The 16,033-nt window shown below is 72.4% G+C and carries 9 protein-coding genes; 3 read left to right on the top strand and 6 right to left on the bottom strand.

The window, feature by feature from the left end:
* On the top strand, positions 1-433 hold a 433-nt coding region (locus JHD21_RS03295), incomplete at its 5' end, for a fructosamine kinase family protein (RefSeq protein WP_292671613.1).
* Positions 434-462: 29 nt separating this feature from the next.
* Here JHD21_RS03295 and JHD21_RS03290 read toward each other — a convergent pair.
* Both JHD21_RS03290 and JHD21_RS03285 read right to left on the bottom strand, forming a co-directional pair.
* On the bottom strand, positions 463-5,592 hold the full coding sequence (locus JHD21_RS03290; protein WP_292671612.1) for a PKD domain-containing protein: 5,130 nt from the start codon (positions 5,590-5,592) through the stop codon (positions 463-465).
* A gap of 117 nt (positions 5,593-5,709) precedes the next feature.
* Positions 5,710-8,331 (bottom strand): PQQ-dependent sugar dehydrogenase, encoded by a 2,622-nt coding sequence (locus JHD21_RS03285; protein WP_292671610.1) that lies wholly within the window; start codon positions 8,329-8,331, stop codon positions 5,710-5,712.
* Between the two features lie 65 nt (positions 8,332-8,396).
* Here JHD21_RS03285 and JHD21_RS03280 point away from each other — a divergent pair, with 65 nt between their 5' ends.
* Together JHD21_RS03280 and JHD21_RS03275 are read left to right on the top strand one after the other, a co-directional pair.
* Positions 8,397-9,104 carry a response regulator transcription factor gene (locus JHD21_RS03280; protein ID WP_292671608.1) on the top strand — a complete coding sequence of 236 codons (708 nt, stop codon included), beginning with the start codon at positions 8,397-8,399 and terminating at the stop codon, positions 9,102-9,104.
* The gene (locus JHD21_RS03275) at positions 9,101-10,549 is read left to right on the top strand and encodes a HAMP domain-containing sensor histidine kinase (RefSeq protein ID WP_292671606.1); all 1,449 of its coding nucleotides are present in this window, start codon (positions 9,101-9,103) and stop codon (positions 10,547-10,549) included. Before JHD21_RS03280 ends, JHD21_RS03275 begins: the two co-directional genes overlap by 4 nt.
* 128 nt (positions 10,550-10,677) lie before the next feature.
* Here the strand turns inward: JHD21_RS03275 and zwf are convergent, their stop codons facing one another.
* The 4 genes from zwf to JHD21_RS03255 form a co-directional block, all read right to left on the bottom strand.
* Entirely contained in the window at positions 10,678-12,138 is a 1,461-nt protein-coding gene (gene zwf, locus JHD21_RS03270) for a glucose-6-phosphate dehydrogenase (protein WP_292671605.1), read from the bottom strand.
* Positions 12,139-12,155: 17 nt separating this feature from the next.
* Positions 12,156-13,457: an anthranilate synthase component I family protein gene (locus JHD21_RS03265; protein WP_292671603.1), complete on the bottom strand. Its 1,302-nt coding sequence runs from the start codon at positions 13,455-13,457 to the stop codon at positions 12,156-12,158.
* Entirely contained in the window at positions 13,454-14,029 is a 576-nt protein-coding gene (locus tag JHD21_RS03260) for an aminodeoxychorismate/anthranilate synthase component II (protein WP_292671601.1), read from the bottom strand. The genes JHD21_RS03265 and JHD21_RS03260 overlap by 4 nt, the downstream gene beginning before the upstream one ends.
* A gap of 73 nt (positions 14,030-14,102) precedes the next feature.
* Complete coding sequence (locus JHD21_RS03255; protein ID WP_292671599.1) at positions 14,103-16,028, bottom strand: anthranilate synthase family protein; 1,926 nt, start codon at positions 16,026-16,028, stop codon at positions 14,103-14,105.
* Positions 16,029-16,033: the final 5 nt, after the last annotated feature.

The raw sequence follows: 16,033 nt of genomic DNA, 5'->3' as shown, positions 1-16,033 counted from the left end.
GTTCTACGCCGTGCGCCGGGTCCTCCCCTACCTCAAGCTGGCCCGCGACCGTGGGCACGTCACCGACGACCAGGCCCACACGGTCGAGTCCGTCATCGGCCGGCTCAGCGACCTGCTGCCGGTGGAGCCCCCGGCGCGGCTGCACGGCGACCTCTGGAACGGCAACGTGCTCTGGGGCCAGGACGGCCGGGTCTGGCTGATCGACCCGGCGGCGTACGGCGGTCACCGCGAGCTCGACCTGGCGATGCTGTCGCTCTTCGGGATGCCGCACCTCCCGCGGGTCCTGGACGCCTACGCGGAGGCCGCTCCGCTGGCCGACGGCTGGGAGGACCGGCTGCCGCTCCACCAGCTGTTCCCGCTGCTGGTGCACGCCGCGCTGTTCGGCGGCGGCTACGGCGCCCGGGCCGCCGACGCGGCGGGGCGCTACCTGTAGCCACCTCCTGCCACCTCCTGCCACTGCCGCTAGCTCCGTCGGTAGATCGCCCTCAGGGTGACCTTCGGGTCCCAGACGTCGAGCTCATGCCGCCGGGCTCCCCCGTCGGACCAGCGCACGAACGTCCAGCGCACGCCGCCCCGGACCTGGAGCCTGGGGGCCGACAGCCGGACCCGGGATCCCGCGACCACCCGGCCCGACCAGCCGCTCCGGCGCACGACACCGTCGACCTTGACCGACAGGCCGGGGCCCGACGTGCGGAGCTTCAGGCGCACCGGCACCGGCTCGAGGCGCAGCTCGCGGGTCGCGGTCGCGCCGTGGGCGTCGGTCACGGTCGCCACGAGGAACAGCCGCGACGGGTAGGGCATCGGCGGCACCACGAACCGTCCCGTCGACGTCCCGGTCCAGCGCTGGACCTCGACCCGGGGGCAGCCGCTGCGGCAGTCCTGGCGCAGCATGGTGAACGAGAAGGCCGTGGCCGGCAGCGCCTGCTGGGGGTCGGTCCCGGCGGCGTCGAAGCCGAGGGTCTGACCCACCCGGTAGCCGCCGGACGGGTACGCGGTGACCCGGGTGAGCGTCGGCGCGGAGTTGGTGGCGGTGATGGTCCGCGCCGCGACAGCGCTGCTGCCGTGCTGGTCGGTCACCCTGAGCCGGGTTGTCAGCGTCCCGACCGGATAGACGCCCGTGGCCGTGGCACCGGTCGCGTCGTCGTACTGGCCGTCGTCGTCGAGGTCCCAGGCGTACGTGAGTGGTCCGCCGTCCGGGTCCTCGGAGGTCGAGCCGTCGAAGGACACGGTGAGCGGCGCCGGTCCCGACCCGGACGCGGGGTCCGTGACGATCACCGCGGTCGGACCGGAGTTGGTGACCGTCACCGTCGTCGACGCGGTTCCGGTCCCGTTGTCGGCGTCCGTGACCCGGACGCCGACCCGGTGGCCACCGACCCCGGTGAAGGTCGCGGACGCGGTGGGCCCGGTGGCGTCGTCGTAGGCGCCGTCGTCGTCGAGGTCCCACGCGTAGCCGAGCGCGGTGCCGTCCGGGTCGGCGGAGCCGGCTGCCGAGAGCGCGACCTGGAGGGGCGCCGGCCCGCTCGACGGGTCGGCGCTGACCGCCGCGACCGGGTTGCGGTTGGGGGCACTCACCTGGACCGAGGCGGTGCTGCTCGCCTGGTCGCTGTCGGTCACCCGGAGCCCGACGGTGACGGTCCCGACCTGGTAGGTCCGGTTGGCCGTGGGCGCCGACCCGTCGTCGTACTGCCCGTCGCCGTCGAGGTCCCAGGCGTAGGCGAGGGTGCCGCCGTCGGGGTCGCTCGAGGTGGCGCCGCTGAAGGTGACCGGCAGCGGGGCGTTGCCCGTCGGCGGCGACGGGGTGGTGGTGATCCGCGCGGTCGGACCGCTGTTGGTGACGGTCACGTTCGTCGACGTCGTCGAGGACCCGCCGTGGGCGTCGGTCACGCGCACGGTGATCTCGTGGGCGCCCAGCCCGGTGTACGTCGCGGACGCGGTGGCGCCGGTGGCGTCGTCGTAGGCCCCGTCGTCGTCCAGGTCCCAGGCGTAGGTGAACGTCGTGTCGTCCCCGTCGGGGTCGGTCGCCGTGGCCGAGACCTGCACCGCCAGGGGCGTGGGTCCGCTCGTCGGGTTCGCGGTCACGACGGCGGTCGGGAGCCGGTTCTGCCGGGTGTAGCTCGCCGTGTAGGTGGTGGCCGACGCCGGCACCGTGACCGCGTGGCTGCGGGCACCTCCGTCGGACCACGCGGTGAACCCGTGGTTGGCGCCGCCGACGACCCGGGTGGCCGGCACCGACACGGGCACCTGCGCGCCCACGACGAAGGTCCCGGTCCAGGGAGCCACGTGGTCGGTGCCGGAGACGGTGGTGACCCCTCCCGTCGGCGTCGTCGCGAAGGTGAGGTCGGCGGTCCTCGGCTCCAGCTGCCGGGTCGCGGTCGCGGTGAGGCCCTGCGTGTCGGTCACCGTCACCGTGAGGAAGAGGTGGGACGGGTACGCCATCTCCGGGACCACGAACGAGCCCGCCGGGCCCGTGCTCGTCGTGACCGTCGTGCGCGCGCAGCCGGTCGCGCAGTCCTGCCGCTCGACCCGCCACGTGTACGCCGAGGGCGGCAGGGTCTCCTGGGGGTCGTTCGCCGTCGCGCTGTAGCCGATCGTCTGGCCCACCGACCACGTCGTGCCCGCGGCGGGGCTCACCGAGGTCACCGAGGGGGCGGTGTTGGCCGCCGTCACGGTGACCGTGTCGGTGTCGCTGTCGCCGTGGTTGTCGGTGACCCGGAGCCGCACGGTCGTGGTGCCGACGCCGTAGGTCCTCTGGGGCGGAGTCGGGGTGCCGAGCGTCTCGAAGGTCCCGTCGCCGTCGAGGTCCCAGGCGTAGGTGAACGTGTCGCCGGGGTTGGGGTCGGTCGTGCTCGCTGCGGAGAAGGCGACGGCGAGCGGCGCCGTGCCTGACGCCGGCGACGGTGTCGTGGTGACCGTCGCGGTCGGCGCGGTGTTGTTCACGGTGACCGTCGTCGACGCGGTGGCGTTCGCGCCGGCGTTGTCGGTGACCCGCACCCGCACCGGGTGGGGCCCCACCGACCGGAACGTCGCCAGGCTCGTGGTCACGCCGGTCGCGTCGTCGTACAGGCCGTCGTCGTCCAGGTCCCAGGCATAGGTGAGCGGACCCGACTCGGGGTCGGTCGACCCCGCGGCGCTCAACGTGGGTGTCAGCGGGGCCGGCCCGGAGGAGGGGCTGGCCGAGACGGCCGCGGTCGGCGGCTGGTTGGCCGGGGCGTCGAGCACGTAGTTCGCTGTCAGCGTGGTGGCCGACGCGGGTGCCTTGTAGCCCGTCCGGGTGGGCGTGGTGACCCCGTCCGACCACGACGCGAAGGTGTAGTCGGCGCCGTTGTACTGCCGCTGCGCCGGGGCGATGAGGTTCATGGAGTGCCCGACGATGAAGTCGCGGCTCGCGGGCGCGAACAGGGCCTCGCTGTCGACGGTCAGTGCCGCCCCCGGCGGGTTGCTGGCGAAGCCCAGGGTCACGCTCTGGGGGTTCACCTGCACGGTCCTGCTCGCGGTGAGGCCTTGGCTGTCGGTCACCGTCACCGTGACGAGCAGGTGCGAGGGGTACTCGTGGTCGGGCGCGGTGAAGCTCCCGGAGGACACCCCGACGTAGTTCTGGTGGGAGTGGGTGTGGCAGTTCCCGGTCGGGCAGTGCCGCAGCGCCACGTTCCAGCTGAACGCCGAGGGCGGGAGCGTGCCGTCCTGGGCGTCCGTGGCGGAGGCCGAGAAGCTGATCGTGTCGTCGACCTTCCACGTCAGGGTGCCGGCGGGGGTCATGGCCCCGATGACCGGCTCGGTGTTGCCGGCCTGGATGAGCTGGGACGCCGTGGCCTGGTGGCCGTGCCCGTCGTCGACCCGGAGGCGCACGGTCACGTTGCCGACCTGGTAGGTCCGGGTCGGTCTGGCCGCCGTCGAGTCGTCGTACTGCCCGTCGCCGTCCAGGTCCCAGGCATAGGTGAGCACGTCGCCGGGGTCGGGATCGGACGAGGTCGTGCCGTCGAAGCTGACCGTGAGCGGCGCGGGACCCGACACCTTGTCGGCGACGATCCGCGCGGTCGGGGCCGCGTTGCTGGACGTGTAGGTGATCCGGTGGACAGCGCCCGCGTTCGCGGTGGGCACGCCCTCGGCGTTCAGTCCGTAGTCGACGTAGTAGAGGTCGCCGCCCGGCCCGACGAGGAGGTCGGTCGGGGTCTCGGCCGCCTGCACGAACGGGGTGATGCTCGTCGGGTCCGGGGTGCCGTCCTGCTTCTTCCCCAGCCGCCAGATGCACGACCGGGCGAAGTCGGTGAAGAACAGCGACCCCTGGTAGGCGTCGGGGTAGTTGCTCGACGCCGAGCCGAACGCGATGCCGGAGACCGACGAGGTGTCGTTCTGGCAGTCCTCGCCGGGGGTGAGGAGCGGACCACGGGTCTGGTAGCTGAAGTACGGCGCCACGACCGCGCCCGGGCCCTGGGCGTAGAGGTTCTCGCAGATCGGCCGGTTGAGCGCGTCCCACTCGCTCTGCCGCGCCGAGCCCGTGAAGGAGCCTTCGTAGCAGGGCCAGCCCCGGTTGACCGGGGTGGTCACCGTCCGCACGTCGGGGATCCGGTTGACCTCCTCCCAGGTGCTCGAGCCGACGTCCCCGGACCACAGCTCGAACCGCTCGGGCCCGGTCGGCGACCGGAACGCGAGCCGCCACGGGTTGCGCTGGCCGTAGGCGACCATCCGGCTGGCGTTCGCGGTGCTCCCGTCGGGCGCCGCGCCCGTGTCGGGGTGGACCCGGAAGACCGACCCGCCGAGCCCCAGGGCGTCCGGCGTGGTCTGGTAGTCCTGGCTGCGCAGCGAGCCACCCTCGAGGCCGTTGGGCGGGTCACCCGGGCAGGGGTTGCCGGCCTGGCCCCAGTCGGCGGTCGTGAAGGCAGCCCCCTCGCCCGCCGAGGCGTAGAGGAAGCCGTCGGGGCCGAACAGCACGTCCCCCGACGCGTGGCTGCCGAACTGGATGCACGCGTCCTGGACCAGCTCCCTCTCGCTGCCCGCCTGCATCGCCCAGCCGCCCGCGCCCATCACCGCGGTCAGCCGCGAGACGCGGACCGTCACCAGGCAGCCGACCCGGACCGGCGAGACCGACGCCTCCTCCTGGCACTCGTCGTAGTAGCCCCCGGGCTCGCCCCACTTCGGCACCTGGGGCGGGTTGTCTCGCGGGTCCCGGTCGTAGGTGTAGTTGACGTAGACGTAGGGCCGGGTCGGGAACTGGGGGTCGACCTCGATGCCGGTGAGCCCCCGGTCCCAGTAGTTGTTGACGTTGGTCGACAGGTTGGCGAACACCGACCCGGTGCCTTCGAAGGTCCCGGTGCCCGCGTCGTAGTCGAAGGCCTGGATGATGCCCGGCTTGAGGGCCACGAACGCCGTCCCGCCGGCCGTCCCGTTGGCCGGCCCGGTGGGCACGACGGCGACCGAGGTCGCCTCGGAGAGGTTGGCGATCGCCACGGTGTCTTGGAACCCGGCCGGCAGCTGCGGGGCGGCGGCGGCGGGGGCGGGAGGCGCCGCCGACGAGGACCCGGCGAGCCCGGCGACCGGGAAGGCCAGGGCCACGGCCATCACCCCGGCCGTGAACGCGCGCATGCCTGTGCTCACCGATCCCCCCATCGAATGTGCAGCGAGGGCAGCGTAAGCAGGATTCGGCCGTGTGCCTATGGCCCAGAGGGGCCCGGCTCGCCCGGCTACCCCAGGGTCGACCTGGTCCTCGGGGGGTCAGGCGCGGCGGTAGATCGCGCGCAGGTCGACCCGCTGGTCGCCGATCACGACCCGGTGGACCCGGCGTCCACCGTCGGACCATCGGACGAAGACCCAGCGCTGGCCCTTGCGGGTCTGCGCCGGCGCAGCCGCCAGCCACACCTTGGTCCCGACCTTGAGGTCGTCACGGAAGGAGCCCTTCCACTTCTTGCCGTTGACCAGGAAGGCCAGCTTCTTCGAGGGTGCCGTGCGGATCCGCAGCTCGGCCTTGACGGGCCGGTAGGAAGCGGTCAGCGTCCGCTTCTTCTTCGGGGCGACGATCTCGTGGCTCGGCTTGCCCTTGTCCGACCACGACCGGAACCGGTAGGTCACGCCGCGCTTGCGCTGGACCTTCGCTGCCGAGACGGTGGCACGCGAGCCGACGATGAAGCGCTTGGCGAACGGCGCCTTGGCGGCGGTGCCCGCCGCGGTGAGCCGCAGCTTCGCGGGCGAGGTCGCGAAGGTGACCTTGACGCTCTTGGGGTCCAGCCGGATCGTCCGCCGGACCGGCATCTCCCGGGAGTCGGTCAGGGTCAGGGTCAGCAGCAGGTGCGAGGGGTACTCGTGGTCGGGGGTCCTGAAGGACCCCGCCTGCTGGTCGCGGAACTGCTCGAGCGGGTGCGTGTGGCAGACGTCGGGGCAGTGCCGGATGCTCAGGGCCCAGTCGAACGCCGGCGCGCCCAGGACCCCGTCCTGCGGGTCGGTCGCGGCCGCGGAGAAGCCGACCTTCTGGCCCACCCGCCATCGCAGTGACGCGGCCGGCGAGATCTTCGTGATCTGGGGTGGGTCGTTGCCCGGGTAGATGGTGAGCGTGGCCGTCCCGGACTGGCCGGCGTCGTTGGTGGCCTTGAGACCGACCGTCACGTTGACCGCGGCGGCGTACGACCGTTGCGCCGTCGGCGTGGCACCCGTGCTGGTCTCGTAGCTCCCGTTGCCATCGAGGTCCCAGGTGTAGGTCAGCGGCCGCCCGTTGGGGTCGGTGGTACCGGCGGCGCTGAAGGTGTAGGTCGCGCTCAGCGGGCCCGAGATGCGGTCCGCCGTGAGGACGGCGACCGGCGCCGGGTCGCGGTAGGCGATCCGGTGGACACCGCCCGCGCCGGCCTGCGGGACACCCTCGTCGTCGAGCCCGAAGTCGACGTAGAAGAGGTCCCCCTGCGGTCCCGCGACCAGGTCGACCGGAGTCGAGGCGCCCTGGACGAGCGGGGTGATGCTCGAGGGGTCCGGGTCGCCGTTGGGCAGCTTGCCGAGCCGCCACACGCAGGCGCGGGCGTAGTCGGAGAAGAACAGCGAGCCCTGGTAGGCCGCCGGCCAGTTGCTCGACGTCGGGGCGAACGCGATCCCGGACACCGACGACGTGCTGCTGTCGCAGTCCTCGCCGGGGGTCAGCAGCGGGCCGCGGGTCTGGTAGCCGAAGTAGGGCGGCTGCACGGCTGCGGCACCCTGGCCGTAGAGGTTCTCGCAGACCGGCAGGTTGAGCCCGTCCCAGTCGGGCTGCCGCAGCGAGGTCCCGCCGGGGGCGCCCTCGTAGCAGGGCCATCCGCGGTTGGCCACGCCGGTGCCGCTGGGCGCCGAGCCCGCGCCCACCAGGCGGTTGATCTCCTCCCACGCGCTGCCACCGACGTCGCCGTTCCACAGCTCGTCGGTCCCGGGACGGAACGTCAGGCGCCACGGGTTGCGGTGGCCGACGGCGATGATCCGGCTCGCGTTGTCGGTGGCGCCGTTCTTGGCCCGGCCGTTGTCCGGGTTCACCCGGAACACGGACCCGCTCAGCCCCAGCGCGTCGCCGGCCGTGCGGACGTCCTGGCTGCGCAGCGACCCGCCCTCGTTACCGTTCGCCGGGTCACCGGGGCAGGGGTTGCCGGCCTGCCCGTGGTCGGCGAAGTCGAAGCTGGCGCCGTCCCCCGCGGAGGCGTACAGGAACCCGTCGGGCCCGATCGCGACGTCACCGGACGCGTGGCTCGGGAACTGCATGCAGGCCCCTTCGACGAGGGGCAGCTCGGGTCCTGTCATCACCCAGCCGGCCGGTGTCGACGTCGCTGTCAGCCGGGAGACCCGGATGTCGACCAGGCAGCCCGGCACGACCGGCGGCCCGAGCGACGCGCCCGCGGGACAGCCGTCGTACTGCTCGGTGCCGTTGGACCACGCCGGCTGGTTGCCGTTGCGCGGGTCGCGGTTGAGGGCGTAGTTGACGTAGACGTAGGGCCGGGCGGGGAACTGCGGGTCCACCTCGATCCCGGTCAGGCCGCGGTCCCAGTAGTTGTGCACCGTGGGTGACAGGTCGGCGAAGTTGGTCTCCTGGCCGAACGGCTCGTAGGTGCGGCTGGTGGCGTTGTAGTCGAACGACTTGATGAGACCCGTCTTGAGCGCGACGAACGCCGTCCCGTCGGGCGCGAACGCCACCGCCGTCGGCTCGCTGAGCCCACCGATCGCGACCTTGTCGGTGAAGTCGGCCGGCAGCGCCGGGGCCCGCTCGTCGTCGTGCCCGTCGTGCGCCGGAAGCGGGCCCGGGCCCACGGACGCGGAGGGGACGGCGAGCAGCAGGGTCGCGGTCAGCGCCAGCAGCGTCGCCGCGACGGCACCGCGCACGCCTCGAGTGGTCATTCGGTCCCCATGGTGTCGTCATGGTAATTCAGGTGCGGCTCAGGCAGCGCTGGCAGAGTGGAGCGGTGAGCAACCGGCCTGAGGCGCGCCCCCGCGTGCTCGTCGTCGACGACGACCGCGCGGTCCGCGAGTCGCTGCGGCGTTCGCTGGAGTTCAACGGCTACGACGTGGTCCTGGCCTCCGACGGCGCCGAGGCGCTCGCCGGCCTCGGTGCCGGTGCGGCCCCCGACGTCGTCGTGATGGACGTGATGATGCCGCGCCTGGACGGGATCGAGGCGACCCGGGCCCTGCGCAAGGCGGGCCATGACGTCCCGATCCTCGTGCTCACCGCCCGGGACGCCGTCGGCGACCGGGTGGAGGGTCTGGACGCCGGGGCAGACGACTACCTGACCAAACCCTTCGCCCTGCAGGAGCTGCTGGCCCGGCTGCGCGCGCTGCTCCGCCGGATCACGCCACCGGAGGGCGAGGCGGACGAGGTGCTGGCCTTCGCCGACCTGTCGATGGACCTGGCCTCCCGGGAGGTGCGCCGCGGCGACCGGGCGATCGAGCTGACCCGGACCGAGTTCACGCTGTTGGAGATGTTCCTGCGCCGGCCCCGACGGGTGCTCGAGCGCAGCTTCATCCTCGAGGAGGTCTGGGGCTACGACTTCCCCACGACCGCCAACTCCCTCGAGGTCTACGTCGGCTACCTGCGCCGCAAGACCGAGGCGGAAGGGGAGCCGCGGCTGATCCACACCGTGAGGGGTGTGGGCTACGTGCTCAAGGAGTCATGAGCACCCCCGCCGTGCTGCCTCCGCCCCCTGACCCCGCGGACGAGTCCAAGTGGGGCTACCGGCAGTCCCTCGCGAGCCGCGTCGTCCTGCTCACCACCTTCGCGGTCGCCCTGGCGGTGGCCTTCGTCGCCGCCGGCGCCTACGTCACCGTCCGCATGCAGCTGCAGTCGTCGATGGACTCCCAGCTCCTCGAGCGGGCGAAGACCGCCTCGTCCGAGATCAAGGAGATCAGCAAGGGCGTCGATGACGGACAGGCCTTCCTGATCGGCGTCTCCGACGTCCGGGTCGCGTCGGTCCGCGCCGACGGCGTGGTCAACTTCCTCGACGAGAGTGACCGGATCCGCTTGGGAACCCCGGAGCTGGAGGTCGCCCGCGGCGAGACGGCGGAGAGCATCCGCACCCTCATCTTCGACGGCACCCGCTACCGGGTCGTCGCCGTCCCGGCGGCCGGCACCCCCGGCATGGCCCTGGTCATCGCCCAGTCCCTCGAGCCGCAGCAGCAGACCCTCAACCGGCTGGGTGTGGTCTGCCTGCTCATCGGGCTGGTCGGGATCGTGACCGCGGCCCTCGTCGGCATGGCGGTGGCCCGCAACGGACTGCGCCCCGTCCGGCGGCTGACGTCCGACGTGGAGCGGATCGCCCGCACCGAGGACCTCACCGCGCTGCCCGTCGAGGGCGACGACGAGGTGGCCCGGCTGGCGACGGCGTTCAACCAGATGCTCGCGTCACTCGCCGCCTCTCGAGATCGCCAGCGGCAGCTGGTGGCCGACGCCGGGCACGAGCTGCGCACCCCGCTCACCTCGCTGCGCACGAACATCGACCTGCTCACCCAGGCCGGGGAGGGCTCGGCGATGGGCTTGTCGGACCGGGCCCGGTCCGAGCTCCTCGACGACGTACGGGCCCAGATCGAGGAGCTCACGACCCTCATCGGCGACCTCGTCGAGCTCGCCAGGGACGAGCCCATGTCGCCCGTCGTCGCCACCGTCGAGCTGCACGAGGTCCTCGAGGCCGCGGTCGCCCGGGTGCGGCGGCGGGCGCCCGGTGTCACCTTCCGGTTGGACGCCGCGCCCTGGTACGTCGAGGGCGAGGCGGGCGCCATCGAGCGCGCGCTCACCAACCTGCTCGACAACGCCGCCAAGTGGAGCCCGCCGTCCGGCACGGTCACGGTGTCCCTGGTCAGCGGGATCGTGACCATCGACGACGAGGGGCCGGGCATCGACGAGGCCGACCTGCCGCACGTGTTCGAACGCTTCTACCGGTCCTCGGAGTCCCGGGCCATGCCCGGCTCGGGGCTGGGCCTGGCGATCGTCGCCCAGGTCGCCGAGCGGCACTCGGGCACCGCCGTCGCCGGGCGGTCGCCGTCGGGCGGCACCCGGATGATGTTCGCGCTCCCGGGCGCCCCAGCCCCGAAGCCACTGCAGGTACCGGAGACCCAGACCGTCTAGTCGAGTTCACGGGCTTGCATTCCGACCGCAGCGAGCGCCCCGCGATCGGCTCGGCGGCCACGATGGACGGCGAAGCTCGCGAGCGGAGCGAGCGTCCGTCGTGGGTGCCGGGCCGAAGCTCGCGGGGGTCAACTGCTGTTCGGGTTGGGGTCCCGCCAGGACCGCTCGAACGGCAGCCGCCAGGCGTGCGGCGCGATGAGCTGGTGGATCGCGTTGGGTCCCCAGGAGCCCGGGGCGTACGCCCGGACCGGGGGCGGGCTGGTGAGCAGCGGCGTCGACTTCTCCCAGAGCGTCTCGATGCCAGCCGCCGTCGTGAACAGCGTGTGGTCGCCCTTCATGGCGTCGAGGATGAGCCGCTCGTAGGCCTCGAGCACCGCGCCCGAGGACTGGGTGTCGTGGGTGGCGAACTGCATGGACAGCTTCTCGAGCTGCATGCCGGGGCCCGGGCGCTTGCCGTAGAACGACAGGGACATCTTCGACTGGTCGGCCAGGTCGAAGGTGAGGTGGTCCGGCCCCTGGGTGCCGACGTTGGAGCCGGACGGGAACATCGTGAGCGGCGGCTCCTTGAAGGCGATCGAGATGATCCGGGCGCCCTCGGCCAGCTTCTTGCCGGTGCGCAGGAAGAACGGGACCCCGGCCCAGCGCCAGTTGTCGATCTCGACCTTCATGGCGATGAAGGTCTCGGTGTCGGAGTAGTCCGAGACCTCCTCCTTGCCGCGGTAGCCGGTGTACTGGCCGCGCACCACGTTGTGCGGCTCGATCGGCCGCATCGAGCGGAACACCTTCAGCTTCTCGTCGCTGATCGGTCCCGGCGTCAGCGTGGTCGGCGGCTCCATCGCCATGAACGCCAGCACCTGCATCAGGTGGGTGACGACCATGTCGCGGTAGGCGCCGGTGGTCTCGTAGAACTTGGTCCGGCCCTCGAGGCCGAGCATCTCGGGCACGTCGATCTGTACGTGGTCGATGAAGTTGCGGTTCCAGATCGGCTCGAAGAGCCCGTTGGCGAAGCGGAACGCCAGGATGTTCTGGGCCGCCTCCTTGCCCAGGAAGTGGTCGATCCGGAAGATCTGGTCCTCGGCGAAGACCTCGTGCAGCTCGGCGTTGAGAGCGACCGCCGAGGCGAGGTCGGTGCCGAACGGCTTCTCCATCACGATCCGGGAGCGCGCGACCAGGTCGCAGGCCTCCAGCTGGTGGACGACGTCGAGGGCGGCCTTCGGCGGGACGCTCAGGTAGTGCAGCCGTCGTACGTCCTCACCCCCGCCGAGCTCCTTCTCCGCCTCGTGCACCCGCGCGGCGACGGCGTCGTTGCCGGCGGACTGGGGCACGTAGCTGAGCAGGGCGGAGAACGGCGCCCAGCGCTCGTCGGTGATGTCCCCCTTGCCGAACTCCTCGCAGGCCGCGCGCGCCAGCTTGTCGAACTGCTCGTCGTCGAGGTCCTCCATCGACGTGCCGATGATGCGAGCGTCGTTGAGCAGGTCGGACTCGGTCAGGCGGAGCAGCCCGGGCAGCAGCTTGCGGCGGGCCAGGTCACCGGTCGCCCCGAACAGCACGATGACGTGCGGGTGGGCCACGCTCTCGACGGTACTCATGAGTGGTTTCCACGGTATTACGTGGTGGGTTCCTCCGGGAGGGTCTGCAGGGCTCGTTGGAGTCGCTCGGCCTTCCACTCCGACTCGGCGAGCTCCCCCGTCACGTCGGAGTGGACGGTGATGCCGCCACCGGTACCCAGCCGGTAGGTCCCGTCCCCGGTGGTGGTGAGGCTGCGGATGACGACCCCGAGGTCGGCCCGGCCGTCGGCGGCCAGCCAGCCGAACGCACCGGCGTAGGCGCCCCGGGGCGTGCTCTCGACCTCGTCGATGATCTGCATGGTCCGCAGCTTGGGTGCGCCGGTCATCGAACCGGCCGGGAACAGGGCCCGCAGCGCGGCGACCGTGCCGATGTCGTCGCGGAGCCGGCCGCGCACCGTCGAGACGAGCTGGTGGACGGTCTCGTAGGACTCGACGCCCATCAGCGAGGGCACCTCGACCGAGCCCGGCTCGCACACCATCGACAGGTCGTTGCGGAGCAGGTCGACGATCATCAGGTTCTCGGCGCGGTAGCGGGGGTCGGTCGCCAGCCGCAGCCGCTGCTCCTCGTCGCCGAGCAGGTCCTCGCCGCGCGGCGTCGTGCCCTTGATGGGCTTGGTCTCGATGGTGCGGCCGCCGTCCCGGTCGGTCGTCACCAGCGCGTACCGCTCCGGGCTCGAGCTGAGCAGCCAGGCCGGCGCCCCGGCGACGTCGTGCTGGAGGAACCCGGCGTACGGCGCGGGGTTGAGGTCGCGCAGCCGCAGGTAGACCGCCACCGGGTCGGCGTCGCCGGCCAGGTCGAGCCGGTAGGTCAGGTTGACCTCGTAGCTGTTGCCGGCGTGCAGGTGCTCCTGCACGCGCTCGAAGGCGGCGGCGTAGGCGGCGGGAGCTTCACCGGCCAGCCGGTGGAGCTCACCCTCCGCCGCTGAACCTCGAGCGGCCAAGCCTGAGTTCCTGCGGCCCAGGCTGTGATCGAACAGGCGGACGTGGCTCGGCCGCATCCACACGGCGTCCGGTACGTCGACCGACGGCCGGGCCGGGAGGTCGGGCCGGGAGGCGTAGCCGAGGTAGCCGAACCACTGGTCCCGGGGCGACCCGGCGGCCAGCTCGGTCTCGAGGACGGCGAACACGTCGTCGCCGACGACCTCGGCCGACGAGCCGGAGTGCCGGGTGACCTCACCGCTCGCCGCGGAGTAGGAGAGCGAGACGTCGTCGTCCTCGAGCCAGCCCACCAGCGACCGGCGTCCGGACCACTCGCGGGCTCCCCCTCCGTCGAGCCAGAAGCAGCGCCGGCGTACGGCGGCGACGTCGCGGAACTCCTCGGCCGGGTCCGGTGCGGTCACGACCAGCTCCTCAGGAAGCTCGCGACCATGGCGGCGCCGTGCTCGGACAGGATCGACTCGGGGTGGAACTGGACGCCCTCGAGCGGCAGGTCGACGTGTCGCACTCCCATGACGGTGCCGCCGCCGGCGTCGGAGGCCGACACCTCCAGCGTCGCCGGCAGGTCCAGCGCCGCGAGCGAGTGGTAGCGGACCGCGGCGAACAGCTGGGGCAGCCCGGCGAAGACACCGGCCCCGTCGTGGTTGATCCGGGCGACCTCGCCGTGCGCGGGCGCGACCCGCCCGACGGAGCCGCCGTACGCCGTCACCAGGCCCTGCATCCCCAGGCACACCCCGAACACCGGGCGCGTGCCGGCCAGCAGCACCTCCCGCCCCACCGCGAAGTCCGTGACCACGGCGGGGTGCCCCGGTCCGGGCGACAGCACGACGTGCGAGTGCCGCAGCACCTGGTCCGGCGACACCTCGTCGTGCTGGACCACGGTCGGCAGCACGCCGGTCACGGACGCGACGAGGTGGACGAGGTTCCACGTGTACGAGTCGTGGTGGTCCACCACCACCACGTCGGGAACCGCCACACCAGGAAGGCTAGGGCGTCGTGGCCGAACGGCGAGTCGGCGCTACTGTCCGTCAGTAACGCCGGCTCGGCGGTCAGTCGCCGAGGAGCAGCTCGGACACCAGGTGGTGCAGCACGTCGTAGCCGTGCTGGCTCAGGATCGACTCGGCGTGGAACTGGATGCCGCGGTAGTGCGGTCCGACGAGGTGGTGGATGTCGCCGGACTCAGGATCGGCGTCGACGCGCACGCCGTCGGGCAGGGGCGAGCCGTCCGGTGCCCGGCCGACGAACGTGTTGTAGAACCCCACCCGCTCGGTCCGGCCGTCGATCGCGACCGGGGACTGCGTGCCCTGGAAGACGATGTCCTTGTAGAACAAGGGGATCCCGAGCTCGTGGCACAGCGACTGGTGGCCCAGGCAGACCGCGAGGAACGGCTGCCCCGAGGCGAGCAGGGCCTGGACGGCCACGCGCATCCGCTGCATCTTGGGGTCGTCGCCGTCCCGGGGGTCGCCGGGGCCCGGCCCGACGATGACCAGGTCGAAGCCGTCGAGGCAGCCCTCGACGTAGTCCTCCTGGCGGACCACCTCGCTGGTCATGCCGAACACGCCCAGGACGTGCCGGAGCATGTTCACGAAGTCGTCCTCGCCGTCGAGGATGACGACGCTCGTGCCGGCCAGTCTCGGGTCCGGGTTGGCGTCGGACTGGTCGGTCAGCCAGAACGTCGACAGCCGCCGGTTGCGCGCGTTGAGGGCCAGCAGCACGTCCTCGTCGGTGACCAGCTCGGCCATGTCGATCTCGGGGGCGGGCGCCGCCGGCACCAGGCCGAACGCCGAGAGGATGCCGCCGGCCTTCGCGTGCGTCTCCGCCACCTCGTACGCCGGGTCGGAGTCGCGGACCAGGGTCGCGCCCGCGGTCACGGTCAGCCGGCCGTCGAGGTCGACCGACGCGGTGCGGATCACGATCGGGCTGTCGACCATCGGCCCGCCCGCGGCGTCCCGGCCCAGGACCGCCAGGGCGGCGCCGTAGTAGCCGCGGCCCTCGGTCTCGTACTGCGCGATCAGCCGGCAGGCGTTCTCGACCGGGGACCCGGTCACCGTGGCGGCGTACATCGTGTCCCGCAGGACCTCACGCGGGTCCCGGTCGGTGCGCCCGGCGAGGAGGTACTCGGTGTGCACGAGGTGGCTCATCGGCTTGAGGAACGGCCCGAGCACCTGGCCGCCCTCGTGGCAGATGTCGCACATCATCTTGAGCTCTTCGTCGACGACCATGAAGAGCTCGTAGATCTCCTTCTCGTCCTGGAGGAACTCCAGCAGCGACCCCTTCACGTCCGCGGCCCCCGGGCCCTCGCGGGGGATCCGGAAGGTGCCGCTGATCGGGTTCATCCGGACGTCGCCGCCCAGGATCGACACGTGCCGCTCGGGGCTGGCGCCGATGAGGTAGCGGTCGCCGGTGAAGAAGACGTAGGTCCAGTAGGCGCCGCGCTCGCGCTCCAGCAACCGGCGGAACACCGAGAGCGCCTTGTCGGCGCCCCAGTCGGCGACGGTCGCGCGGTAGTGGCGGCCGACCACCAGGTTGGCGCCCTCGCCCTGCCCGATCTCGTCGCTGATGATCGTCGCGACCAGCTTGGCGTACTCGTCGTCGTCGATGTCGAAGCCGCCGCGGTCGGCGAAGTCGACCCCGGTGTCGTCGATCGCGTCCACGATCTCGGCGACCGAGAACTCCTGCTCGCTCTGGATGTCGACGACGACCAGCGGCGTCCCGTCGTCGTGCGCCGCGAAGCCGCGCTCGGCGATCTGCCGGAACGGGATGGCGAGCAGCCGGTCGGCGATGTGCCCGTCCTCGGGCACGCCGGTCTCGAGGGGTACGTCGAGCACGGACTCGACGACGCTGCGCCGGCCGCCGACGAGGCCGACGGTGTCCCGGTCCCCGGCCCTGGTCGAGCGCCGGATGATCGCCCACGCCTCGTGCCCCTGGAGCGCGGCGATCGCGGCCCGGGCGGCAGAGGTGCTGGATGAGGACATGTGCG

The sequence above is a fragment of the Nocardioides sp. genome (genome assembly GCF_016462705.1).
Taxonomy (GTDB): domain Bacteria; phylum Actinomycetota; class Actinomycetes; order Propionibacteriales; family Nocardioidaceae; genus Nocardioides.
The sequence above is the reverse complement of the archived record's forward strand: the minus strand, read 5'-3'. Positions and strand labels throughout refer to the sequence as shown.